This window comes from Pseudomonas sp. FW305-96 (assembly GCF_058783825.1).
On the sequence record NZ_JBYSYW010000034.1, the window covers coordinates 13,475 to 35,918 of the forward strand.

Genomic DNA, 22,444 nt, shown 5'->3' on the forward strand with positions numbered 1-22,444 from the left:
CCTTAACGACACTTATGGATAGAGCTTGCAATGACCCGACAATGGACCCCTGACAGCTGGCGCACCCTGCCGATCCAGCAGCAACCGATCTACCCCGACGCCGCGCACCTGCTGAAGGTGGAGCAGACCCTGGCCAGCTACCCGCCGCTGGTGTTTGCCGGCGAAGCCCGCGAGCTGCGCCGGCAGTTCGCCGAGGTGACCCAGGGCCGGGCGTTCCTGCTGCAGGGTGGCGATTGCGCCGAGAGCTTCGCCGAGTTCTCCGCGGCGAAGATCCGCGACACCTTCAAGGTGCTGCTGCAGATGGCCATTGTCATGACCTTCGCCGCCGGCTGCCCGGTGGTCAAGGTCGGGCGCATGGCCGGGCAGTTCGCCAAGCCACGCTCGGCCAACGACGAAACCATCGGCGACGTCACCCTGCCCGCCTACCGTGGCGACATCGTCAACGGCATCGGCTTCGATGCGAAAAGCCGCATTCCCGACCCCGAGCGCCTGCTGCAGGCCTACCACCAGGCCACCGCCAGCCTCAACCTGCTGCGCGCCTTCGCCCAGGGTGGCTTTGCCGACCTGCACCAGGTGCACAAGTGGAACCTCGATTTCATCGCCAACTCGGCGCTGGCCGACAAGTATCACCAGTTGGCCAACCGCATCGACGAAACCCTGGCCTTCATGCGCGCCTGCGGCCTGGACACGGCGCCGCAACTGCGCGAAACCAGCTTCTTCACCGCCCACGAGGCGCTGCTGCTCAACTATGAAGAAGCCTTCGTGCGCAGCGACAGCCTGACCGGCGACTACTACGACTGCTCGGCGCACATGCTGTGGATCGGCGACCGCACCCGCCAGCTCGACGGCGCCCACGTCGAGTTCCTGCGCGGCGTGCACAACCCGATCGGGGTCAAGGTCGGCCCGAGCATGAACCCCGAGGAGCTGATCCGCCTGATCGACGTGCTCAACCCGGACAACGACCCGGGCCGCCTGAACCTGATCGTGCGCATGGGCGCCGGCAAGGTCGGCGACCATCTGCCGGGGCTGATCCGCACCGTGCAGCGCGAGGGCCGCCAGGTGCTGTGGAGCTCGGACCCGATGCATGGCAACACCATCAAGGCCAGCAGCGGCTACAAGACCCGCGACTTCGCGCAGATCCTCGATGAGGTCAAGCAGTTCTTCCAGGTGCACCAGGCCGAGGGCAGCCACGCCGGCGGCATCCATATCGAAATGACCGGGCAGAACGTCACCGAGTGCATCGGCGGCGCCCGGCCGATCACCGAAGACGCCCTCTCCGACCGCTACCACACCCACTGCGACCCGCGCATGAACGCCGACCAGTCGCTGGAACTGGCCTTCCTGATCGCCGAAACCCTCAAGCAGGTACGCCGCTGAGCAACGCCTGACGCAGCCGGCTGCCCTCGGCGCGGGGGCAGTTGAGCTGCACCTGCGCCAGGCCCAGCCAGTTGGCCAGCCTCTGCAGGCTGAGCGCCAACGCCTGGTAGCCCGCCTCGTCCAGCCCCATCGCCTCTTCGTGCACCGCATGCACCGCCAGACGTCCGTGGGCGCGTTCGGCACGCAGGTCCAGGCGCGCGGCAATGCGCCCGTCGTGCAGGAACGGCAGCACGTAGTAGCCGTACACCCGCTTGTGCGCGGGGGTGTAGATCTCCAGGCGATAGCGGAAATCGAACAGGCGCTCGGTACGCTCGCGCGCCCAGACCAACGAATCGAACGGCGAAAGCAAGGCGCTGGCTTCGATGCGTCGGGGAATCCGTGGCACGCCCGCGACATAGGCTGGCTGTTTCCAGCCCTGCACGGCGCAGGCCTGCAGGCGCCCGTCCTCGACCAGAACGGCCAGGGCGGCCTTGCTCTGCTGCGGCGAGAGGCGAAAGTAATCACGCAGGTCCTGTTCGGTGGCCACGCCCAAGGCGCCGGCGGCGTGCAGCAGCAAGCCCTGGTGCGCTTCAGCCTCGCTGGGCGGGGCCTGATCGAGGATGGCCGCCGGCAGCACCCGCTCGGGCAGGTCGTACAGGCGCTCGAAACCGCGACGCCCGGCCACCGTGACCTCGCCAGCGGCGAACAGCCATTCCAGCGCGTGCTTTTCTTCGCTCCAGTCCCACCAGGGGCCAGCGCGTTCTTGGCGGGAGGACAGGCTGCCGGCGCCCAGCGCGCCTTGGTCGCGCACCGCCGCCAGCACTCGCTCGATCACCTCGCGCCGCTCGCGGCCGAAGGCAGCCAATTGCCGGTAGATGCCCTTGCCGTCGGCGGCGTGGGCCATGCGCCAACGCATCAGCGGGTACAACGCCAGCGGCAGCAGCGAGGCTTCGTGGCCCCAGTATTCGAACAGCCTGCGCTGGCGGCGTTGGCCCCAGGCGAGCTGGTCCAGCAGGCCGTGCGGGTAGTCGCCCAGGCGCGAGAACAGCGGCAGGTAGTGTGAACGCACCAGGGCATTGACCGAGTCGATCTGCACCACGCCCAGGCGCTGAAACATGCGCGTGAGGCTGGCCAGGGTCGGCGGGCTGCCGGGCGACTTGCCGAAGCCCTGGGCGGACAGGGCCAGGCGGCGGGCCTGGGCGAGGGACAGGCTGAAGGACATGAGATGGCTCCGTCTGGTGTCCAGACAGTAAAGACGCAATCGCGGGGCAAGCCCGCTCCCACGCATCTTTGTGTGGGCTTGCCCCGCGATTGGAACCACCTTCATTTCCGCAACGGGTCCTCCCAGAAATGCCGGTCGGCTTCCTGCTGGATGTCCGCCCGCGACAACCCAAGATCGTGCAGCGTGGCATCGCTCAGGCGCGCCAGCTCGTCGCGCTGGCGGTGCAATTCGAACCAGCGCAGCACCAGCCCGCTGGCGTCGTGCCACAGATGGCCCAGGGATGCGGCCGGTTGGTGAGCTACGTTGAAATGACCTTTCATCATGACGCCCTCCTTGTGGATGGCTCCAGTCTCGTCCCAGGCCTAAGATCAATCCAACGAATGTTTCTGATGCCATGCATCTCGGAGATTGATGCCATGTCCCAGTATCAGAGTCTCGACGCCGAGGTGCTGCGCACCTTCGTCGCCATTGCCGAGCAAGGTGGTTTCACCCGCGCCGGCGAAGTGGTCAACCGCACCCAGTCGGCGGTGAGCATGCAGATGAAGCGCCTGGAGGAGGACATCCTGCAGCGCCAGCTGTTCGAGCGCGACGGCCGCCAGGTGCGCCTGACCGCCGAGGGCCAGGTGCTGCTGGGCTATGCGCGGCGCATCCTCAAGCTGCATGGCGAGGTATTCAACACACTGCGCATGCCGCACATGGTCGGGGTGGTGCGCATCGGCACGCCGGACGACTACGCCATGCGCTACCTGCCGGGCATTCTCACCCGCTTTGCCCAGGCCTACCCGCTGATCCATGTCGAGGTGCATTGCGATTCGTCCAAGCAGTTGATGCTGCGCCAGGACCTGGACCTGACCATCGTCACCCGCGAGCCCGGCAACGAGGTCGGCCAGCTGCTGCGCCAGGAGCGCCTGGTGTGGGCCGCGGCCAAGGGCTTCTGCCCGCAAGAGCAACGGCCCATGCCGCTGGCGCTGTTCAACACCGACTGCTTTTGCCGCGCCTGGACCTGCAATGCCCTGGAGCGCCACGGCATCGAGTACCGTATTGCCTACACCAGCCCGAGCCTGGCGGCGATCTTCGCCATCGTGCAGGCGGGGCTGGCGGTGACCGCGCAGCTGCACAGTCTGGTTGGCGGCGAACTGCGCATCCTCGGCGAGGACGACGGCCTGCCGCAGCTGCACATGGCCAATGTGATGCTACTGCGCAACGACCAGCAGCATTCACCGATTACCGACTGCATGGCCGAGTACATCGTCGAAGGGTTCAAGTAAGCCGAGGACGCTTCGCGCCCTTTTCGCCAGCAATCCGGCTCCCACAGATGGCAATGGGCTCTGCAGCCCCTTGCGCTCAGAGCTCGAACCCGAGCATCACCGCGCACACCACCAGAAACACACAGAACATCGAGCGCAGTACCTTTTCCGGCAACGCATGGGCCAGCTTCACCCCCCAGCTGATGCTCAGCAACCCACCTACCGCCAACGGCACCCCGATGCTCCAGTCCACGCTCTGGTGCAGGCCGTAGGTCAGCAGGGTCACCGCGGTGCTCGGCGCCGCCAATGCCAGCGACAACCCCTGGGCCACCACCTGGGTGGTGCCGAACACGGAGGTCAATATCGGCGTGGCCACCACCGCGCCACCCACGCCGAACAGCCCGCCCATGGTCCCGGCAAAGCTGCCCAGCACGCCCAGCCATGGCCAGGGGTAGCGCAGTTGGTTGCTCGGCGGCTTCACCGGCAGGCACATACGCGCCACGTTCCACAACGCCAGGGCCACCAGGAAACCGACGAAGTACAGGCGCATCGACTGGGCATCGATGCCCACTGCCCAGATCGACCCCAGCCAGGCGAACAAAAAGCTGCACAACGACAGCGGCACGGCATGGCGCAACTCGATGCGGTTGCGCTGGTGATAGCGCCACAACGCCAGCAGCACGTTGGGCACCACCATCACCAGAGCGGTGCCCTGGGCCAGTTGCTGGTCGAGGCCGAACAGCACCCCCAGTGCAGGGATCGCGATCAGCCCGCCACCAATCCCGAACAAGCCACCCAAGGTGCCCAGGGCTGCGCCCAAAACGATGTACATCAACCACTCGATCATTCGCGCCTCATCCGCCTGCTCTCAGAGAATGCCGGCATGCTACCCAGTCACGGCTGGCGGGGAAACGCACAGCAGCGCACAATGGCTTTGCGTAATCCGCAAAAGCAGAATCATCATGAGCCCCGATATCCTCACCGAACAACTGAGCCTGTTCCTCGATGTGCTGGAGACCGGCAGCTTCTCCGCCGCCGCCCGTCGCCATCCGCTCACGCCTTCGGCCGTGGCCAGGCGCATCGACAGCCTGGAAAACGCGGTGGGCAGCCGGCTGTTCTCGCGCAGCACCCATGCGGTGCGCGCCACGCCGGCCGGCAATGCGTTCGCCGAACGGGCCCGGCGCATCATCGAGGAACTGCGCCTGGCTCGCGCCGAGGCGGTATCCCTGAGCAATGCCCCAGAAGGGCTGATCCGCATCGACGCCCCGGCCGCCTTCGGCCGTCGCCACCTCGCTCCGGCCATCGCCGACTTCCTAGTGGCCTACCCCGGTCTCGACGTGCAACTGCGCCTGATCGACAGTTTCGTCGACCTGCACGGCAGCCATCTGGGCGAAGTCGACCTGGTGCTGCGCGCGGGGCCCCTGGCCGACACGCGCCTGGTGGCCACGCCACTGGCCTATATGGTGCGGATCGCCTGCGCCAGCCCGGCGTACCTGGCCAATCGCGGCGTTCCGGCCTGCCCCAGCGAGCTGCCTGGGCATGACGGCCTCGACTGGGACGGCCTGGCACCGCCGTTCGCCTGGCGCTTCGAGGTCGGTGGCCAGACCCGCCTGTACCGCCCGACGCGCATGCGCATGGCCGCCAACAATGCCGAGACGCTGCTGTTCGGTGCCTTGGCCGGGCTGGGCATCGCCCACCTGCCGACCTGGCTGGTCAGCGACTACCTGCTGCGCGGCGAACTGCTGCCCCTGTTCTGCGACAACGGCCTGCCGGCCCCCGAAACCAGCGGGATTTATGCACTGCGCCTTGAACATGAAACGAACTCTCGCAGCCGCTTGCTGCTCGAATTCCTCAAGAGCCGTTTCAGCCCGGTGCCGCCCTGGGACCTGGCGCTGAGAAGCGAGCTGCGCTGGTAATGAGCGCACCAAGCTTTGGCGTGCTAGATTTTATTACTCACCGATTCCAAGGACCTGCATGAACGCCGACACCCAAGCCCCCTGCGACGCGCTGCTGCTGGACAACCAGGTCTGCTTCGCCCTGCACTCGACCTCGTTGCTGATGACCAAGGTCTACAAGCCTTTACTGCAGGCCCTGGGCCTGACCTACCCGCAGTACCTGGCCATGCTCGTGCTGTGGGAGCAGGACGGCCTGACCGTGGGCGAGATCAGCCAGCGCCTGCTCACCGACCCCGGCTCCCTGACCCCGCTGCTCAAGCGCCTGGAAAGCGAAGGCCTGCTCAAGCGCAGCCGCAGCCGCGAGGACGAACGGGTGGTACTGGTGCAGCTGACCGACAAGGGCCGCGCCCTGCAGGCCGAAGCCCAGCGCGTGCCGCAATGCATCCTGCAGGCCAGCGGCCACAGCGCCGAGCAGTTGCGCAAGCTGCAAGCCGACCTGCTCACCCTGCGCGCGCAGCTGCAAGAAAACCTCTGACGTCTAAGCTGTGAGAGGGCTGTTCGGATGAATGGTCGAATATTTAACTTGCGCACTAAATAATTGCGCGCTAAGTTAATCCCATACCCACTCAGCGCCGACGGCGCACAGCACCCAAGCGAGGCTCAAGATGCAAAAGGTCACTCCGCTGTACATCGCAGAAGCCACTTCCACCGGTGGTCGTGATGGCAAATCCCGCTCCAGCGACGGCAAGCTGGAAGTCAAGCTGAGCACCCCGAAAGAGCTGGGCGGCGCCGGGGGTGAAGGCACCAACCCCGAGCAGATGTTCGCCGCGGGTTACTCGGCCTGTTTCATCGGCGCGCTGAAGTTCGTCGCCGGCCAGGAGAAAAAAGCCCTGCCAGCTGACGCCTCGATCACCGCCAAGGTCGGCATCGGCCAGATCCCCGGTGGTTTCGGCCTGGACATCGACCTGCACATCAACCTGCCTGGCCTGGCCCAGGCCGATGCCGAAGGGCTGGTGGAGAAGGCGCACAAGGTCTGCCCGTACTCCAACGCCACCCGCGGCAATGTGGATGTGCGCCTGCATGTGACGGTGTGAATGCCATCGCGGAGCGAGCCGACTTGCCCCGCGATGAAGGCGCCACGGTTCACGAGCACAAAAAAACCCGGCCAAGGCCGGGTTTTTTGCGCTCATCGCAAGAAGGATTACTTCTTGGAACGGCCCTTGAAGCTGTTGTCGCGAGTGTCGATGTCGATCCACTCGTCGATCTGGATGAAGTCGGCAACCTGGATCTCGGTACCGTTCTTCAGCTTGGCAGGCTTCATGACCTTGCCCGAGGTGTCGCCACGTGCGGCGTTCTCGGTGTAGGTAACCTGGCGGCTGATGGTGGTCGGCAGTTCTACCGATACCAGGCGGCCTTCGAAGAAGACGGCTTCGCAGATGTCTTCCATGCCTTCTTCGATGTACGGCAGAACGGCGTCGATGTCTTCGGCGTTCAGCTCGTACATGGTGTAGTCGGTGGTGTCCATGAAGGTGTACGAGTCACCGCTGATGAACGACAGGGTCGCTTCTTTGCGATCCAGGATCACGTCGTCCAGCTTGTCGTCCGCACCGTATACGGTTTCGGTCTTGTAGCCGGTCAGCAGGTTCTTCAGCTTGGTCTTCATGATCGCGCTGTTACGGCCCGACTTGGTGAACTCAGCTTTCTGAACCAGCCACGGGTCGTTGTCGATCCGCAGTACGGTACCGGGTTTCAGTTCTTTACCAGTTTTCATTACGAAGTATCCGAATCTGGATGGATTTATAAAAATCGAGGCCGCGTATCATAGCGAATTTCGGTAAAACTGTACCAGCCTCGTGGCAAGGTCCGGCCGAGCGGCCTGCGCGGCCTGCCACTGGCGGGCATGTTCGCGCACTTCCTCCCAGTGTGGCTGCAGCGCCTGCCAGGCCTGCCCCATCGGGCGGTCCATGTTCCAGGCCCGCCACAGCTCGCTAAGCGCCTGCCCGGCGGCGGCCGACAACCCATGGCAATAATGGGCGAGGAATGCTTCGAGCTTTTCCCAGTGGGCGTTCTCTTCCTGGATGTAGATGTGCCACAGCATCGGCACCCCAGCCCATTGCGCCCGCACGAACGAGTCCTCGCCGCGCACGGCGTTGAAATCGCAGCTCCACAGCAACTGGTCGTAGTCGTCCTGGCTGACGAAAGGCAGCACCTGGACCGTCAAGGCGCCGCGCCGATGCAGCGCCCCCGCGGCCAAGTCCGCCTCGCCCAGCCAGTGGCCGAGGTCGCCCAGAATGCGCCCCTGCGGTACCAGCAGGTGGCTGGGGTGCGCGCCTTCGGCCAGTACGTCGAGCCAGTTGCCCAACTGTGGATTCTCGTAGGCGAACAGCGAGATCAGACGCGCCCCGGCCTCGGGGTGGACGCCCAGCCCTGCCAGGAACCTCGCCCGCTCGTCCGGCGCCTGGCGGAACGCCTGGCAACGGGGCAGCAAGGCCGCTTCGCGCAGCAGGCCACCGGTCTTCTCGGTGAAACCCGGGAAGAAAAAGAACTTGCGCAACCCATTGGCCTGGGGCGACGGCAAGCCATGGCAGCCATCCACCCAGTCTTCGGCACTGAGGTAGTCCAGGTTCAGCCACAAGGGTGGCGTGGCCTGCTCGCCCATGGCCTCGACATAAGCCTGCGGTAGCTGGCAGGCGAAGGCGCCCACCACCACCTGCGCCGGCTCCGCGCCTTGCCACGTGACCGGCCAGTGGCGTACCTCGACGCCCTGCCGCCACTGCTGCTCGGCTTGGCTGTCGGCCTCTGGGCACAGGCGCACGAAGGCTTGCAGGTCATCCACCCACAGGCGCACGGCCAGGTCATGCTCGCTCGCCAGCTGGCGCGCCAGGCGCCAGGTGACACCGATGTCGCCATAGTTGTCGACGACCGTGCAGAAGATGTCCCAGGTGGTTTTCATCGCCACGTTCCGTTACCTGCGGAAAAAAGACCGCGGATTTTGCTGAAAAATGCCGGCCAACAAAAGCGCGGCGCTGAAAATACCTGCCGCGGCATGCGAGAATGGCGCCCTCGCCCCGCCTGCCAGGAGGCCATCATGCCCCGCCCCCGTGAATTGAAGATCACCCTGAAACCGGTGCAACTGGTGCTGTGCGTCGCCCTCGGCCTGTGGCTCGGCGCAGTGGCGATCGCCGTGAGCCTGTGGCTGGCCCTGCACCTGTGGCCACAGCAGGTGCAACCGCTGGTCGAGGCCACCGCCCCCGCGCAGGTCCTGCCTGCGCCAACCGCTCCTCCAGCGCCACCGGCCGATGCCCAGGCGCAGATGTTCGAACATTACAAAGACATCCTGCACAAGCAGGAATTGCAGCAGGCCGCCGAGGCCGCCCAGGGCAACCCGCGCAACCTGAACAGCCCCAAATGCCAGTTCTGGCTGCAGCAGAACCGCACCGCGCCGACCGACAAGAGCCAGGCCAACGTGCTGGAGTTCTGCTACTGACCATGGACAAGGCCACCCTGCTGCAGCGCATCGTCACCACCCTCGAGCACGACATGGAGGTGCTGCGCCGCGCCGCCCAGACCGCCTACGAGGCAGCCACCGCCGAAGAGAATATCGCCGAGAACAAATACGACACCCTTGGGCTCGAGGCCTCGTACCTGGCCACCGGGCAGGCTCGACGCACCGCCGAGATCCGCCAGGCGCTGCAGACCTATCAGCAACTGGTGCCACGCGACTATGACCCGGCGCGGGGGATCCAGGTCGGCTGCCTGGTGACCCTGGAGGACGAACAGGGGCAGCGTCGCAGGCTGTTCCTCGGGCCCGAAGGCGCCGGCTTGAAGATTGGTGAGGGAGAGGCGCTGGTGACGGTGATCACACCTCGCGCACCGCTAGGCCAGCAGCTGGTCGGCAAGCGCGTGGATGACGAAGTACGCCTGGTGCTGGCTGGGGTGGCCCAGGTGCAGTTCATCATCGATATCGCCTGACCGGGCGTTATCGCTGCAAGGCATCGAAGCGCTGTGCCAGCCCCTGCTCGGCAAACTGCTCCACCACGAAATCGATGAAGGCGCGGGTCTTGCCCGGCAACAGCTTGCGCTCGGCGTAGTACAGGCTGATGTGCCCATCGTCGACGTACCAGTCCGGCAGCACCCGGCACAGGTGGCCTGAGGCCAGGTAAGGCAAGGCGAACGGCAGGCTGACCAGGGCGATGCCCAGGCCCTGCTCGGCCACCGCGCAGGCGGCGTCCGAATCGCTCATGGTCAGGCGCTGGGGCAGTTGCAGCGGCTGTTGCTCCTGCCAGCGGCTGGTCAGCGGCCAGCTGCGCACCCTGCCGGTTTGCGGCGAGCGGATGAGGATGCCGGCGCAAGCCTGCAACTGTTCCGGCCGGTCGATCGGCCCGTGCTGACGCACATAGCCCGGCGAGGCCACCAGCACCCGGTGCGCAGGCGTCAGCTTGCGTGCCACCACCCCGGGCGGCAGCTCGAAACCACCGCCGAGGGCGGCGTCGAAACCCTGGCCGATCAGGTCGACCTGGCGGTTGTCGAAATGCCAGTCCGCCGTCACCGCCGGATAGCGGGCCAGGAACTCGCCCAGCAACGGCAACACGTACAGGCGCCCGAACACCGTACCCATGCTGACCCGCAGCACGCCCGAGGGGTGGCCTTCGCAGTTGGCCAGATTGGCCACGGCATACTGGATGGTGCGAAAACTCTCGCTCACCTCGGCCAGAAAACGCTGCCCGGCCTCGGTCAGGGTCAGTTTGCGCGTGCTGCGCAGGAACAGGCGCACACCAAGCCGCGCCTCCAGCTGGGCGACGTTCTTGCCGACCGCCGCGGGGGTGAGCGAAAGGCGCCTGGCCGCTTCGGCAAAGCTGCCGACTTCGGCGCTGCGGATGAAGCATTCCAGGCTGCTGAAGGATTCCATCGCGGCCATTGCCAACTCCTGGTTTATTCTGACTAGCGTGATTGCCATCTTATCAATAGGTAATCGAGCGTCGATACTGTGTCCATCCAAGGCATCCGGCCTTGCTTGAACGCAGGAGATCAGCATGTCCCAAGCACTTCCTCTCACCGGCAAGGTGGCCCTGGTCCAGGGCGGCTCCCGTGGTATCGGCGCGGCCATCGTCCGCCGCCTGGCCCGCGACGGCGCCAAGGTCGCCTTCACCTATGTCAGCTCGAGCGCCAGCGCCGAGGCCTTGGCAGGTGAGATCAACAGCGGCGGCGGCCAAGCCCTGGCCCTGCGCGCCGACAGCGCCGACACTCAGGCCGTGCAGCAGGCCGTGGCCGACACCGCGAAGGCCTTCGGCGGCCTGGATATCCTGGTCAACAACGCCGGTGTGCTGGCGGTGGCGCCGGTCGCCGAGTTCGACCTGGCCGACTTCGACCGGCTGCTGGCGGTCAATGTGCGCAGCGTGTTCGTGGCCACCCAGGCGGCGGTGAAGCACATGGGCCAGGGTGGACGGGTCATCAACATCGGCAGCACCAACGCCGAGCGCATGCCGTTCGCCGGTGGCGCGCCCTATGCCATGAGCAAGTCAGCGCTGGTCGGCCTGACCAAGGGCCTGGCCCGGGACCTGGGGCCGCAGGGGATCACCGTCAACAATGTGCAACCAGGGCCGGTGGACACCGACATGAACCCGGCCAGTGGCGAATTCGCCGAGAGCCTGATCCCGCTGATGGCCATCGGGCGCTATGGCCAGGCGGACGAGATCGCCAGCTTCGTCGCCTACCTGGCGGGGCCTGAGGCCGGCTACATCACCGGGGCGAGCCTGCTGGCCGATGGTGGTTTCGCGGCCTGAGCGAACAACCCATCGCGGGCTTGCCCCGCGATGCTTTCAACACGGTTAAGTTGAAAACCATAAATTGGCATCATGCCGGGCACTTCCTGATACTTGTCGCCACACAACCTTGCCTGCAACGAGACTGCCCATGAATTCCCCGACCCTCGGTCGCGCCCTCATCCTGCTGATGGCCACCGCCACCGGCCTGGCTGTGGCCAGCAACTACTACGCCCAGCCCCTGCTGCACAGCATCGCCGAGCAGTTCGGCCTGAGTACCGCCAGCGCCGGCACCATCGTCATCGCCGCCCAGCTCAGCTACGGCGCCGGGCTACTGCTGCTCGCGCCACTGGGCGATCTGTTCGAGCAGCGGCGGCTGATCGTCACCATGGTGCTGATCGCCACCGCCGGGCTGGTGATCAGCGCCTGCGCGCCAAGCCTGCCGTGGCTGTTGTTCGGCACGGCGCTGACCGGACTGTTCTCGGTAGTAGCCCAGGTGCTGGTACCCATGGCCGCCGCGCTCAGTGCGCCGGATCAACGCGGCCGCGCCGTGGGCACGCTGATGAGCGGCCTGTTGCTGGGCATCCTGCTGGCGCGCACCGCCGCCGGCTTCATGGCCGAGCTGGGCGGCTGGCGCAGCATCTACGTGCTGGCCGCGGTGTTGATGGCCATCAGTGCCCTCGCCCTGTACCGCAGCCTGCCGCAACACCACAGCCACGCCGGCTTGAAATACCCGGCGCTGATCGGCTCGGTGTTCCGTCTGTTCGTAGAAGAACCGGTGCTGCGCCTGCGCTCGCTGCTGGGCTTGCTGGCGTTCAGCCTGTTCGCGCTGTTCTGGACACCGCTGGCATTCCTGTTGAGCGAGGCGCCCTACCATTACTCCGACGCGGTGATCGGCCTGTTCGGCCTGGCCGGGGCGATCGGCGCACTGGCGGCGAACTGGGCCGGGCGCCTGGCCGACCGCGGCAAAGGTTCGCTGGGCACCACCGTGGGGCTGGTGGCGTTGTTGCTGTCGTGGGTGCCGCTGGGGTTTGCACAGAGCTCGCTGGTGGCATTGCTGGTGGGCGTGCTGTTGCTCGACCTGGCGGTGCAACTGGTGCACGTGAGCAACCAGAACGCGGTGATCGTGCTGCGCCCCGAGGCGCGCACGCGGCTCAATGCCGGTTATATCACCTGCTACTTCATCGGCGGAGCGCTGGGGTCGCTGCTGGGCACGCAACTGTTCGAGGTGCATGGCTGGGATGGGATCGTGGTTGCCGGGCTGGTAATCGGTGCGCTGGCGCTGCTGGTGTGGGGGCTGGCTGAGCGCAGGCGTGGGAAGGCAGTGGTGCCAGCCTGAAAGTATTTTGCTGACAACACCGGCCTCATCGCCGGCAAGCCGGCTCCCACAGGCTATCGCGCAAAATCTGTGGGAGCCGGCTTGCCGGCGATGAGGCCTGCGCAGAAGTCAGGGCTTGCCTTCGATGAACGCTTCGTCCACCCGCGCCAGTTGCGTCTCGCTCAACACTCCCGCCTGGTAATGCAGTTTGATCCACGCCAGCAGGTAGTCGTAGCGCGCCTGGGCCAGGTCGCGGCGGGTGGTGGCCAGTTGCTGTTCGGCGTTGAGCACATCCAGGTTCACCCGTTCGCCACCTTGCACGCTCTTGCGTGTGGACACCACCAGCGCCTCGGCCGCCACCAGCGCCCGCTCGTAGGCACGCAACTGGCTGGCGCCGGACTGGCAGGCGTTGTACTGCTTGCGCAGCTCGATCAAGGCGCTGCGGGTGTTGCCGTCGAGCTCGTACTCGGCCTGCTCCAGATGCCGACTGGCCTGGCGGGTCGAAGCCAGCACCCCGCCCCCGGCGAAGATCGGCACGCTGACTTCGATGCCCACGGTGTTGGTGTCATAGCGCTGGTTGTAGGTGTTGCCGCTGTCCGACTCCTGGCGCCGCGAAGTAGCGAACGCGGTGACCTTGGGCAGGTGCCCGGCACGATTGCGCTCGACCTCGTAGCGCGCCACTTCCAGGGCCTGGCGCGATGACGACAGTTGCGGGTTGTTGGCCAGGGCCCGCTCCTGCCAGGCCTCGTAGCCGCTGGGGTCGACCACCGGCAGGGCGAAGCCCAGGCGCAGCGGCGCCAGGTCCTCGACCCGCACCGCCGGCTCGCCGATCAGTGCGCCCAGTTCGCGCAGCGCGGCATCCTGTTCGTTGCGCGCCTTGATCTCCTCGGCATCGGCCAACTCGTAGCGGGCCTGGGCTTCGAGAATATCGGTGCGCGTGCCTTCGCCTGCGTCGAACAGGCGCTGGTTCTGCTGGAACTGCTGGCGGTAGGCCTGCTTGCTGGCGACGCTGATGGCGATCTGGTCCTGGGCGAACAGCGCCTGGGTGTAGCTGGTCATCACCCGCACCAGCAGTTGCTGGCTCTGGTCGCGGAAGCTCTCGTCGGCGAACAGCGCCTGGGCCATGCCCTTGCGATAGCTCGAATAGGCTTCATAGTCGAACAGCGGCTGCTGGAGGATGAAGGTCGAGCCCATGCTGTTGTAGGTGCGGTCTTCCTTTTGCCGGCGTGAATCGCCGAGGTAGCGCACCTCGGAATCGTTGCGGCCCTTGTTGTAGCTGTACGACAGGCTGGGCAGCAGGCCGGCGCGGCCGATGGCGCGGTATTCCTGGCCGGCCTCGCGGGCCTTGAACGCCGCGAGGTAGGTCGGATCGCGGCGCAGGGCCTGCTCGTATACCTGGAATGGCCCCATGGCGGCCTGGGCGGCGGTCGGCAGCCAGGCGCAGGCCAGCAGCAGCCCGATCAGTGGGAACTTCTTCACTGGCGGTCCTTATTGTTCGGTCAAGGCGGTGCCTGCACGGTCGAGCAGGGGTTTGAACAGGTAGTTGAGCAGCGAGCGCTCGCCGGTACGCACGAAAAGCTCGGCGGGCATGCCCGGGCGGATCGCCAGCCCCTCGAGACGCGCCAGCGCTTCTTCGCTGACCGTGCTGCGCAGCACGTAGTACGGCTGGCCGCTGCGCTCGTCGATCAGCTGGTCGGCCGACACCAGCGCCACCTCCCCGGTCACCCGCGGCGTGCGGTTCTGGTTGAAGGCGGTGAACAGGATGTCCACCGGCAACTGCGGTGCCACCTTGTCCACCAGGTTCACCGGCAGGCGCCCTTCAACTTCCAGCGCGGTGCCCTGGGGCACGATTTCCAGCAGGGTATCGCCGGCCCGCACCACGGCGCCTTCGGTGTGCACGCCAAGGTTTACCGCGATGCCGTCGGCCGGCGCGATGATCTCGCTGTGCTGCAGTTCAAAGTGCGCGGAATTGAGCTGCTGCTCCAGGGTCGCGGCCTTGACCTGGGCTTCGGCCAGCTGACTGCGCACCTCTTTCTGGTACTCCTCGCGGCGCTGCTGCAAGTTGAGCCGAGCTTCGACGATCACCTGCTCCAGGCGCGCGCTTTCGCCGGCGTTCTGCGCCAGGTCGCGCTGCACCTGCGACAGCTGGCGCTGGTATTCCAACACGCGGTTGCGCGGGATATAGCCCTCGCCGGCCAACGGGCGCAGACTGTCGAGCTGCTCGCGCAACGAGTCGGCCTGGGCCTGCAGGTCGCCGCGCGCCCGGCGCATGCCGGTCAGCTGGGCCTGGGAGCCGTCGATGCTGGCGGCCAGGGCGCCCTGCTCGCGGGCCTGGGCCTGGCGGCGGCTGTCGAACAACTGGCGCTGGCCTTCGAGGATCAGCGCCAGGCGGGCGTCGGCGTCTTCGAGCAGCTCCGTGGGAAACTGCACCTGGCCGAGGTTGTCGCGCTCGCTCTGCCAGCGTGCCAGGGCGGCGCGGGTCATGCGGTACTGGGCCTGCAGCGCATCGACGTCGGCCTGCACCTGGGTGCGGTCGAGGCGGAACAGCGGCTCGCCCTGGCGCACCAGCTGGCCTTCGCTGACCAGGATGCGGCTGACCACGCCCGCGCCCATGGACTGCACCGCCTTGCGCTTGCCCGACACCACCACGGTGCCTTGCACCGGCACGCCCTGATCGAGCGGGGCGAGGCTGGCCCAGGCCATGAAACCGCCGAAACCGACCAGGGTCAGCCACCACCCCAGGCGGACATGGAAACGGGCATCACGGGTGTGCTGGCTCATGCGCCACCTCCGGCTTGCAGGGGTCGTTGCGCCGGGGCCTGGCCCATGGCGTGGAGGATATCGCGAGCCGGGCCGAAGCCCTGCATGCGCCCTTCGTTCATCACCAGCAGCTTGTCGGCCTGGGCCAACGCCGCGCTGCGGTGGGTCACCAGCACCACGGTGCGGCCCTGGGCCTTGAGCTGGACGATGGCGTTGGCCAGGGCGGCCTCGCCGTGGCTGTCGAGGTTGGAATTGGGTTCGTCGAGCACGATCAGCCGGGCATCGCCGTACAGGGCGCGGGCCAGGGCAATGCGCTGCTTCTGGCCGCCGGAGAGGTCCACGCCCTCCTCGCCCAGCCGCGTGTCGTAGCCCTGGGGCAGGCGCAGGATCAGGTCATGTACGCCCGCCAGGCGAGCCGCCTCGACCACCTTGACGCCGTCCAGCTCGCCAAAGCGGGCGATGTTCTCGGCGATGCTGCCGCGCAGCAACTCGATGTTCTGCGGCAGATAGCCGATGTGCGGGCCCAACGCGTCGCGGTCCCATTGGCTGAGCTCGGCGCCATCGAGGCGGACATGGCCGCCGAGGGTCGGCCAGACGCCGACCAGCACCTTGGCCAGGGTCGACTTGCCCGACCCCGAAGCCCCCAGCACGCCGAGCAGTTCACCCGGCGCCAGGGCGAAGTTCACCTGTTGCAGGGTGGCCAGGTTACGCCCGGGCGGGCCAGCGCTGACCTGCTCCACCGCCAGTTGCCCGGTGGGCACCGGCAAGGGCATCGGCGTCGGCGGCTCGGGGTGTTCGCGCAGCAGGCCGTCCAGGCGTTGGTAGGCCAGCTGCGCACCGCTCCATTGCTTCCACACCGCGATCAACTGGTCGATCGGCGCCAGCACACGGCCCATGAGGATGGAGCCGGCGATCATCATGCCCGGGGTCATCTGCCCCTCGATCACCAGCAGCGCGCCCAGCCCCAGCACCAGCGATTGCAGGCACAGGCGCAGGCCCTTGCTGGTGGCGGTGATCACCGCCGAGGTATCGCTGGCCTTGTTCTGCAGGTCGAGAAAACGCCCGTGCAAGCCGTACCAACGCTGGCGCAGGGCACCGAGCATGCCCATGGCCTGGATGCTTTCGGCGCTTTGCAGCTGGCTACCAGCCAGCAGTGTCGATTGCTGCTGGATGCCACTGGCCTCGGCCAGGGTGGCGTGGGTGAGGCGCTCGTTGAGGATGGCCAGGGCAATCAACAGCAGCGCGCCGACCGTCGCCATCACGCCCAGCCAGACGTTGAAGGCGAAGATCACCGCCAGGTAGATGGGGAACCAGGGCGCATCGAAGAAGGCGAACAGCGCGGGGCCGGTGATGAACTGACGCAGTTGGGTGAGGTCGCCCAGGGCCTGGCCAGCGGCACCGTCACGCTGGCGCAGATTGCGTTCGAAGGCGGCGCGGTAGACCTTTATATTGAACGTCTTTTCCAACTGGTTGCCGACCCGAATGACAATGAAACTGCGTACGGCTTCAAGCCCGCCGATATAAACGAAGAAGCCGACCACCATCAGCGTCAGCACCCACAAAGTTGTCGTGCTCTGCGAACTCAGTACACGGTCGTACACTTGAAGCATATATATCGACGGCACCAGCATGAGCAAGTTGATCAATGCCGTGAAACAGCCGACGCTGATCAAGGTCGACTTATGTTCGCCGAGTGCCGCCCACAAAGGCGCCCCGGGCTTTTTGCTCGGTAGTTTCATGTTTCGCCCTTGCTTGCCTGAAACTTTGAAGTTTCAGGCCGGGGTTATTTGTCCAGGCGCTTGAGCACCAGTTGCGTACCGTCCGGCCGGGTCCAGGCGTAACGCCTGGCGCCCTCGCGACTGAAGTGCACCACGCTGCTGCCGTCGCCGCCCACCAGGGCCAGGGTGTCGGGGGTTACCAGCCAGCTGCCGGGGCGCAGGCCCAGCAGCTCCCTGGCGCAATCCAGGTCGCCTTCGATTTCGCCTTCGTTGGCGCCCAGGTGCAGGTTGCAGGTTTGCGCCTGCGGCTGTTCGGAGTAAAGCGTCCAATCACCGGCCATTTGCGCGGCGTTGGGGAGTAACAGGCTGCTCGCCATACCTACCTCGGTCATCGACATCAGGGCAATCGCGGCCAGCGCGATCGTTCGCAAGGTTGCTTTCATTCGTCTGCCTCGCCGACAAAAGGGCGACGCGCGAGCGCCGCCCCCTGTTACATCAGACCACGATGTCGGTGACAGCGGCCTGGCCAACGGTGGTCACCAGGAAATCAGCCGAGGCGTTTCCGGTGAAGTCGATGGACAGGCTGCCCAGGTTGGTGGCCTGGTCGTAGGTCAGCAGCGCCTCGCCGGCATGGCCGGTGAAGGCATTGACGAACTGCAGCGGCAGCTTGTTCACGGCGAACGCGGAGATGGCCGACAGGTCGATCTTGTCCACGCCCGAGGTGAAGTCCATGATGCGGTCCGGCGCCGCCTTGGTCGAGTCGCTGACGGCGGCGAACACGAAGGTGTCCGCGCCACTGCCGCCCCACAGCTGGTCGGCGCCGCCGCCGCCGTAGATGATGTCGTTGCCGGCACCACCCTTGAGCACGTTGGCCAGCGCATTGCCGATCAACAGGTCGTTGCCCGAGCCGCCGAAGGCGTTTTCGATGGTCACGCCCTTGGCGATGGATACGTTGCCGACCATGCCGCCGACATCGGAGAACGACGCTTCGTTGAGGTTGATCTTCTGGTTCTGGGTGAAGCCAGAGAAGTCGAAGGTGTCGTTGCCGCCACCGTCCCACACCGAGAACACCAGCTTCGACGAGGCCGAGGTGGCCGAGTAGAAGTCGCGATCAGCGGTGGAGTTGAAGCCGTAGGTGGTGTCACTGGCGCGGGTGGCATAGTTGGCGCCGTAGAGCTTCTGGATCGCCAGGATGTCATCCATCAACGGAGCCGAGGCGTAGTACTGCCCGCCGCCCTTGATGAAGTTCTGCCCGTTGTTGCTTTCGCTCCAGTAGCTCATGACGCTGTAGCCACGGGTGTCCTGGGCGTAGTCGGCGTCACGGTAGGTCGGGTTGCCCTCGCCGGCGTTGTAGTCGCCAGGGTGGGACAGGCCGAGCACGTGGCCGATCTCGTGGGTCAGGGTCTGGCGCCCGTAGTTGCCGGTGCCCGGGGTGATGTTGACCTGGTAGCCGCTGTTGATCAGGTACCAGGACTCGCCCTTGTGCGAACCCGGGCCGTCGAACGGCAGGTAGGCAAATGCCGCGCCGCCGTTGCTGGCGCTGAAGTTACCGAAGGTCATGTGACCGTCGCCGCCCGATCCTGCCTCGGTGAAGGTGACCTTGGCCACGTCCGACCAGGACTGCATGGAGAGCTTGGCCTGTTGTTTCTGCAGGTCGCTGAACTGGCTGAACGAGCCCAGTCCGCGGCTGTAGAAGTCAGACGGTGCCTTGGTCAGGAAGGTGTAGGTGAGGCTGATCGTGCCGTCCTTGTTCAGGTCCTTCCAGGCTGCGCCATCACGCAGGAGGTGGTCGGCGGCCTGGTCGACCGTGAAGGACTTCTTGCCATTGATGTTCGCGCCGCCGCGATCGTACTGGTGGGCAAAGCTATCGATCAGGCCGAAGGACGAACTTGGTCCCTTCGGCTGCAGTGCGGAAACGGCCGAAACAATAGCGCTTTCTTTGACTTTCGACATGCAGGTTACTTCCTTGTTTACAAAAAAGCAGTTGATGTCAGACAGGATTTCCCACCTGGCGAGAACTTCCTGTCACTCGCCTTTATGAGGCGCAAAAAAACTGACACACATTGAAACTTAATGTCCAGCGTTTTTTGGCGCCATTTTTTCGTTTTCGAAAACTCAACTGCATCGCACTTATTTGCGCAAACTGCGATGGATCAATGGCGGCAGCTGCAAGCATTAGTTCCAATCATGCCCCCAGGGCTTTATAGACGACGATTCGAAGTTTACTTTCGAAAATGCGACTTGTGCCTGTGGTTTGCCATCAACGCTTCGTTTAGGCGCTTTACTACGCGACAACCTGACGCACGACCCTCCGTCGCCTCGGCGTTGACTTGCCAGCGTGCGGAGCGCTCAGTAGGCGTTGGTCAAAGCCCCTTCCTGACAGGACGACACAATGACAAGACTCACGGTGCAATCCGGCGATTTCTTGCAAGGTGAAGGCGAGTATCGCAATGGAGCGCTCACACTCAAGACCCCGCGCAGCCCTTCGCCCGGCGAGCGCATTTCACTGGCGCGGATCAAGGATCTGAAACTGGCCAACCTCGAGTCGACCCGCAGCCTGGGCACCGCCCTGGGCTGGGGGGTGGCCGGCGCCCTGGTGGCCGGCCCGGTCGGCCTGCTCGCCGGCCTGTTGCTGGGCGGCAAGGAGGAAGAAGTCACCTTCCTCGCCACCTTCAAGGATGGCCGCAAGCTGCTGGCCATCACCGACGGCAAGACCTGGTCGAAGATCGACGACAGCTGGCGCCGGCACCAGCGTCCGGCGGCGGCCTGAATCACACCCCGCTTCGTTCGTATTGACTGTACTGGCGTCATCGCCGGCAAGCCGGCTCCCACAGGAAGCGCGCATGCCTCTGCATTGCGCGGTATCGGTGGGAACGGCGGTGCGCCAATCCCACGTCTGCACCCTGCATCCCTGAAAGGCTCGGCAGCCTGCTACCATGGCGCCCTTTTGCCTGCCCGACAGCTGCCGAGCGATAACGGCGCGTCCGCTTTTCAAGGAGCCTTGCATGACCCCGCTTCGCCCCCGCCTACCCTTGGGCCTGCTCGGCCTGGGCCTTGCCCTGCACAGTGGCCATGGCCTTGCCGACGACAGTGTGGCCCTGGCCCCCGTGCGCATCTCGGATGTTCAGGACAGCGGCTACCAGGCACGCGAAGCCCTGGTCGGCGGCCTGCACAGCACACCGCTGCTCGACACCCCGGCAGCGGTCAGCGTGTTCAGCCGCCAGCTGCTGGACGACCGCCAGGTGCGCAAGCTGAGCGAGGTGCTGCAGAGCGATGCCTCGGTGGGCGAAAGCTATGCGCCGATCGGCTACTACGAAAACTTCAACGTGCGCGGCTTCGAGCTCAACGCCGCCAGCAGCTACCGGGTCAACGGCCAGACCATCGCCGGCGAGCAGAACGTGGCGCTGGAGAACAAGCAGCAGGTGGAGCTGCTCAAGGGGCTGTCCGGGTTGCAGAGCGGCGTGTCGGAGCCCGGCGGATTGGTCAACTATGTGACCAAGCGCCCGGAGGATGTACGCAGCCTCAGCGTGTCGAGCAACGAACAGGGCGAACGCTACCTGGCCACCGACCTGGGCGGCTGGTTCGGTGCCGAGCGCCAGCTGGGCCTGCGGGTGAACCTTGCTCACGAGGATATCCGCTCGTATGTCGATCATGCCGACGGCAAGCGCGATTTCGCCTCCTTGGCCCTCGACTGGCAGCTCAACCCGAATGCCGTGCTGGAGCTGGATGCCGAATACCAGCATCGCGAGCAGTATTCGGTGCCGGGGTATCAACTGCTCGGCGGCACCCAACTGCCCCATGGCGTCGACCCCAAGGATCACTTGGCCTGGCAGTCGTGGGCCAAACCCGTGCAGAACGACTCGCTGAACCTGGGCGGGCGCTTCAAGTACCAGTTCAACGACAACTGGAACGGTACCTTGAGCGCCTCGCGCAGCAAGGTGGTAATCGATGACTACAGCGCATTCGCCTGGGGTTCGAGCGAAGGGTCCTACTTCGGCAGCAATGGCGACTACGACATCTACGATTTCCGCAGCCCTGACGATACCCGTCGCATCGACGAAGCCCAGGCCACGCTCGACGGGCGCTTCGATGCCTTGGGCGTGAGCCATGAGCTGACCGTCGGCACCAGCGCCCAACGCCGCACGCTCGATCAGCGACCGGGCTACAACGAGTGGCGAGGTACGGGCAACATCCATACCGGTGCGCCAGCCGTGGAGCCATCGGACAAGCCCATTGGCAGCAGTGAGCGTCGCCTGGACAGCCGCCAGTACGGCCTGTTCTTCAGCGACCGCATCACCTTCAACGACAATTGGCAGACCGTGATCGGCGCACGGGAAGTGCGCCTGGACGAAAAGACCTGGGACCAGAATGGCGTTGCCGGGCGCCACACCCGACAGTACCAACTGCTGCCCAACGCAGCTTTGATCTACAAGCCGCAGCCGGACACCACCTTGTACGCCAGCTATGCGAAAGGCTTGTCCTCAGGTGGCACCGCCCCCTGGTATGCCAGCAACGCGTTCGAAATCCTCGCCCCCACCCTGTCGCGCCAGCTCGAAGTCGGCATCAAGCGTGACTGGCAGGGCATGAGTTTCAGCGCGGCCCTGTTCCAGATCCGCCAGGCCTACCAGTACGCCCGCCCCAATGAAAACCCGGCGCCGACCTACGTGCAGTCGGGCCAGCAGAAAAACACCGGCCTCGAACTCGGCGCCAGCGGCTGGGTCACCTCCAACCTGCAGATCCAGGCCAGCGCCGCGGCGATCCGCGCCCGGGTGCAGAACAGCGACACCGTCGCCTACGAAGGCCACCAGGCGATCAACGTGCCGCGCCTGCGCGCCGCGCTGCAGGCCGACTACGCCCTCCCCGTCCCCGGCCTGGCCCTGCTTGGCGGCGCCCGCTACAGCGCCAGCAAGTACGCAAGCTCTGCAGGCAATGTCGAAGTCGGCGGCTACACCGTGTTCGACATCGGCAGCCGCTACCGCACGAACATCGGCGGCTACGACACCGTGCTGCGCCTGACCGTGGACAACGTCTTCGACAAGCGCTACTGGCGCGACGTGGGCGACTACCTGGGCGACAACTACCTGTTCCAGGGCGCGCCGCGCACGGCACGGCTGTCGGCCTCAGTAAGTTTCTAAAGGGGCTGCTTCGCAGCCCATCGCCGGGGGG

22 protein-coding genes are annotated in these 22,444 nt (G+C 65.7%); 11 read left to right on the plus strand and 11 right to left on the minus strand.

The features are described 5' to 3' along the window. Positions 1 to 30: 30 nt before the first annotated feature. The gene (locus AC3WL2_RS21255; protein WP_038705662.1) at positions 31 to 1,377 is read left to right on the plus strand and encodes a class II 3-deoxy-7-phosphoheptulonate synthase; all 1,347 of its coding nucleotides are present in this window, start codon (positions 31 to 33) and stop codon (positions 1,375 to 1,377) included. Here the strand turns inward: AC3WL2_RS21255 and AC3WL2_RS21260 are convergent. Together AC3WL2_RS21260 and AC3WL2_RS21265 are read right to left on the minus strand one after the other, a co-directional pair. Next, positions 1,358 to 2,578, minus strand: a complete 1,221-nt coding sequence (locus tag AC3WL2_RS21260; protein WP_102684221.1) for a winged helix-turn-helix domain-containing protein — start codon at positions 2,576 to 2,578, stop codon at positions 1,358 to 1,360. The two genes, AC3WL2_RS21255 and AC3WL2_RS21260, sit on opposite strands and share 20 nt — an antisense overlap. A gap of 101 nt (positions 2,579 to 2,679) precedes the next feature. Next, complete coding sequence (locus tag AC3WL2_RS21265) at positions 2,680 to 2,898, minus strand: DUF1127 domain-containing protein (RefSeq protein ID WP_031316004.1); 219 nt, start codon at positions 2,896 to 2,898, stop codon at positions 2,680 to 2,682. 96 nt (positions 2,899 to 2,994) lie between these two features. On the opposite strand from AC3WL2_RS21265, the gene AC3WL2_RS21270 reads away from it, so the two are divergent. Further along, positions 2,995 to 3,846, plus strand: coding sequence for a LysR substrate-binding domain-containing protein (locus AC3WL2_RS21270; protein ID WP_031316005.1), 852 nt, complete (start codon positions 2,995 to 2,997; stop codon positions 3,844 to 3,846). Between the two features lie 76 nt (positions 3,847 to 3,922). Here AC3WL2_RS21270 and AC3WL2_RS21275 read toward each other — a convergent pair whose 3' ends face one another. Then, the gene (locus AC3WL2_RS21275) at positions 3,923 to 4,672 is read right to left on the minus strand and encodes a sulfite exporter TauE/SafE family protein (RefSeq protein ID WP_102684220.1); all 750 of its coding nucleotides are present in this window, start codon (positions 4,670 to 4,672) and stop codon (positions 3,923 to 3,925) included. A 115-nt stretch (positions 4,673 to 4,787) separates the two neighbouring features. Between AC3WL2_RS21275 and AC3WL2_RS21280 the strand changes: the two genes are divergently transcribed. From AC3WL2_RS21280 to AC3WL2_RS21290, 3 genes are all read left to right on the plus strand, one after another. Beyond that, positions 4,788 to 5,741 carry a LysR family transcriptional regulator gene (locus AC3WL2_RS21280; protein WP_102684219.1) on the plus strand — a complete coding sequence of 318 codons (954 nt, stop codon included), beginning with the start codon at positions 4,788 to 4,790 and terminating at the stop codon, positions 5,739 to 5,741. 58 nt (positions 5,742 to 5,799) lie between these two features. After that, positions 5,800 to 6,255, plus strand: coding sequence for a MarR family winged helix-turn-helix transcriptional regulator (locus AC3WL2_RS21285; RefSeq protein ID WP_102684218.1), 456 nt, complete (start codon positions 5,800 to 5,802; stop codon positions 6,253 to 6,255). 130 nt (positions 6,256 to 6,385) lie between these two features. Then, on the plus strand, positions 6,386 to 6,814 hold the full coding sequence (locus AC3WL2_RS21290; protein WP_011532840.1) for an organic hydroperoxide resistance protein: 429 nt from the start codon (positions 6,386 to 6,388) through the stop codon (positions 6,812 to 6,814). 107 nt (positions 6,815 to 6,921) lie between these two features. Here the strand turns inward: AC3WL2_RS21290 and efp are convergent, their stop codons facing one another. Continuing rightward, entirely contained in the window at positions 6,922 to 7,491 is a 570-nt protein-coding gene (gene efp, locus AC3WL2_RS21295; protein ID WP_011532839.1) for an elongation factor P, read from the minus strand. Between the two features lie 48 nt (positions 7,492 to 7,539). Further along, entirely contained in the window at positions 7,540 to 8,673 is a 1,134-nt protein-coding gene (earP, locus tag AC3WL2_RS21300; protein ID WP_102684217.1) for an elongation factor P maturation arginine rhamnosyltransferase EarP, read from the minus strand. A gap of 135 nt (positions 8,674 to 8,808) precedes the next feature. Here earP and AC3WL2_RS21305 point away from each other — a divergent pair, with 135 nt between their 5' ends. Then, entirely contained in the window at positions 8,809 to 9,207 is a 399-nt protein-coding gene (locus AC3WL2_RS21305) for a hypothetical protein (RefSeq protein ID WP_102684216.1), read from the plus strand. Positions 9,208 to 9,209: 2 nt separating this feature from the next. Continuing rightward, positions 9,210 to 9,692, plus strand: coding sequence for a GreA/GreB family elongation factor (locus AC3WL2_RS21310; RefSeq protein ID WP_102684215.1), 483 nt, complete (start codon positions 9,210 to 9,212; stop codon positions 9,690 to 9,692). Positions 9,693 to 9,699: 7 nt separating this feature from the next. Here AC3WL2_RS21310 and AC3WL2_RS21315 read toward each other — a convergent pair whose 3' ends face one another. Continuing rightward, on the minus strand, positions 9,700 to 10,629 hold the full coding sequence (locus tag AC3WL2_RS21315; protein ID WP_102684232.1) for a LysR family transcriptional regulator: 930 nt from the start codon (positions 10,627 to 10,629) through the stop codon (positions 9,700 to 9,702). 124 nt (positions 10,630 to 10,753) lie between these two features. Here AC3WL2_RS21315 and AC3WL2_RS21320 point away from each other — a divergent pair, with 124 nt between their 5' ends. Continuing rightward, complete coding sequence (locus AC3WL2_RS21320) at positions 10,754 to 11,503, plus strand: 3-oxoacyl-ACP reductase family protein (RefSeq protein WP_102684214.1); 750 nt, start codon at positions 10,754 to 10,756, stop codon at positions 11,501 to 11,503. A 130-nt stretch (positions 11,504 to 11,633) separates the two neighbouring features. Further along, on the plus strand, positions 11,634 to 12,821 hold the full coding sequence (locus tag AC3WL2_RS21325) for an MFS transporter (protein ID WP_102684213.1): 1,188 nt from the start codon (positions 11,634 to 11,636) through the stop codon (positions 12,819 to 12,821). A gap of 108 nt (positions 12,822 to 12,929) precedes the next feature. Here AC3WL2_RS21325 and AC3WL2_RS21330 read toward each other — a convergent pair whose 3' ends face one another. The 5 genes from AC3WL2_RS21330 to AC3WL2_RS21350 all read right to left on the minus strand — a co-directional run bounded on the left by AC3WL2_RS21330 (position 12,930) and on the right by AC3WL2_RS21350 (position 19,231). Further along, entirely contained in the window at positions 12,930 to 14,279 is a 1,350-nt protein-coding gene (locus AC3WL2_RS21330; protein WP_102684212.1) for a TolC family outer membrane protein, read from the minus strand. A gap of 9 nt (positions 14,280 to 14,288) precedes the next feature. Further along, complete coding sequence (locus AC3WL2_RS21335) at positions 14,289 to 15,581, minus strand: HlyD family type I secretion periplasmic adaptor subunit (protein ID WP_102684211.1); 1,293 nt, start codon at positions 15,579 to 15,581, stop codon at positions 14,289 to 14,291. After that, complete coding sequence (locus tag AC3WL2_RS21340; RefSeq protein ID WP_102690677.1) at positions 15,578 to 17,299, minus strand: type I secretion system permease/ATPase; 1,722 nt, start codon at positions 17,297 to 17,299, stop codon at positions 15,578 to 15,580. The genes AC3WL2_RS21335 and AC3WL2_RS21340 overlap by 4 nt, the downstream gene beginning before the upstream one ends. A gap of 44 nt (positions 17,300 to 17,343) precedes the next feature. Next, positions 17,344 to 17,709 carry an AprI/Inh family metalloprotease inhibitor gene (locus tag AC3WL2_RS21345; protein ID WP_256582575.1) on the minus strand — a complete coding sequence of 122 codons (366 nt, stop codon included), beginning with the start codon at positions 17,707 to 17,709 and terminating at the stop codon, positions 17,344 to 17,346. 64 nt (positions 17,710 to 17,773) lie between these two features. Continuing rightward, positions 17,774 to 19,231, minus strand: coding sequence for a serralysin family metalloprotease (locus AC3WL2_RS21350; RefSeq protein WP_102684208.1), 1,458 nt, complete (start codon positions 19,229 to 19,231; stop codon positions 17,774 to 17,776). Between the two features lie 439 nt (positions 19,232 to 19,670). Here AC3WL2_RS21350 and AC3WL2_RS21355 point away from each other — a divergent pair, with 439 nt between their 5' ends. Then, the gene (locus AC3WL2_RS21355) at positions 19,671 to 20,048 is read left to right on the plus strand and encodes a hypothetical protein (RefSeq protein WP_046856576.1); all 378 of its coding nucleotides are present in this window, start codon (positions 19,671 to 19,673) and stop codon (positions 20,046 to 20,048) included. Between the two features lie 235 nt (positions 20,049 to 20,283). Next, complete coding sequence (locus tag AC3WL2_RS21360) at positions 20,284 to 22,413, plus strand: TonB-dependent siderophore receptor (protein ID WP_102684207.1); 2,130 nt, start codon at positions 20,284 to 20,286, stop codon at positions 22,411 to 22,413. Positions 22,414 to 22,444: the final 31 nt, after the last annotated feature.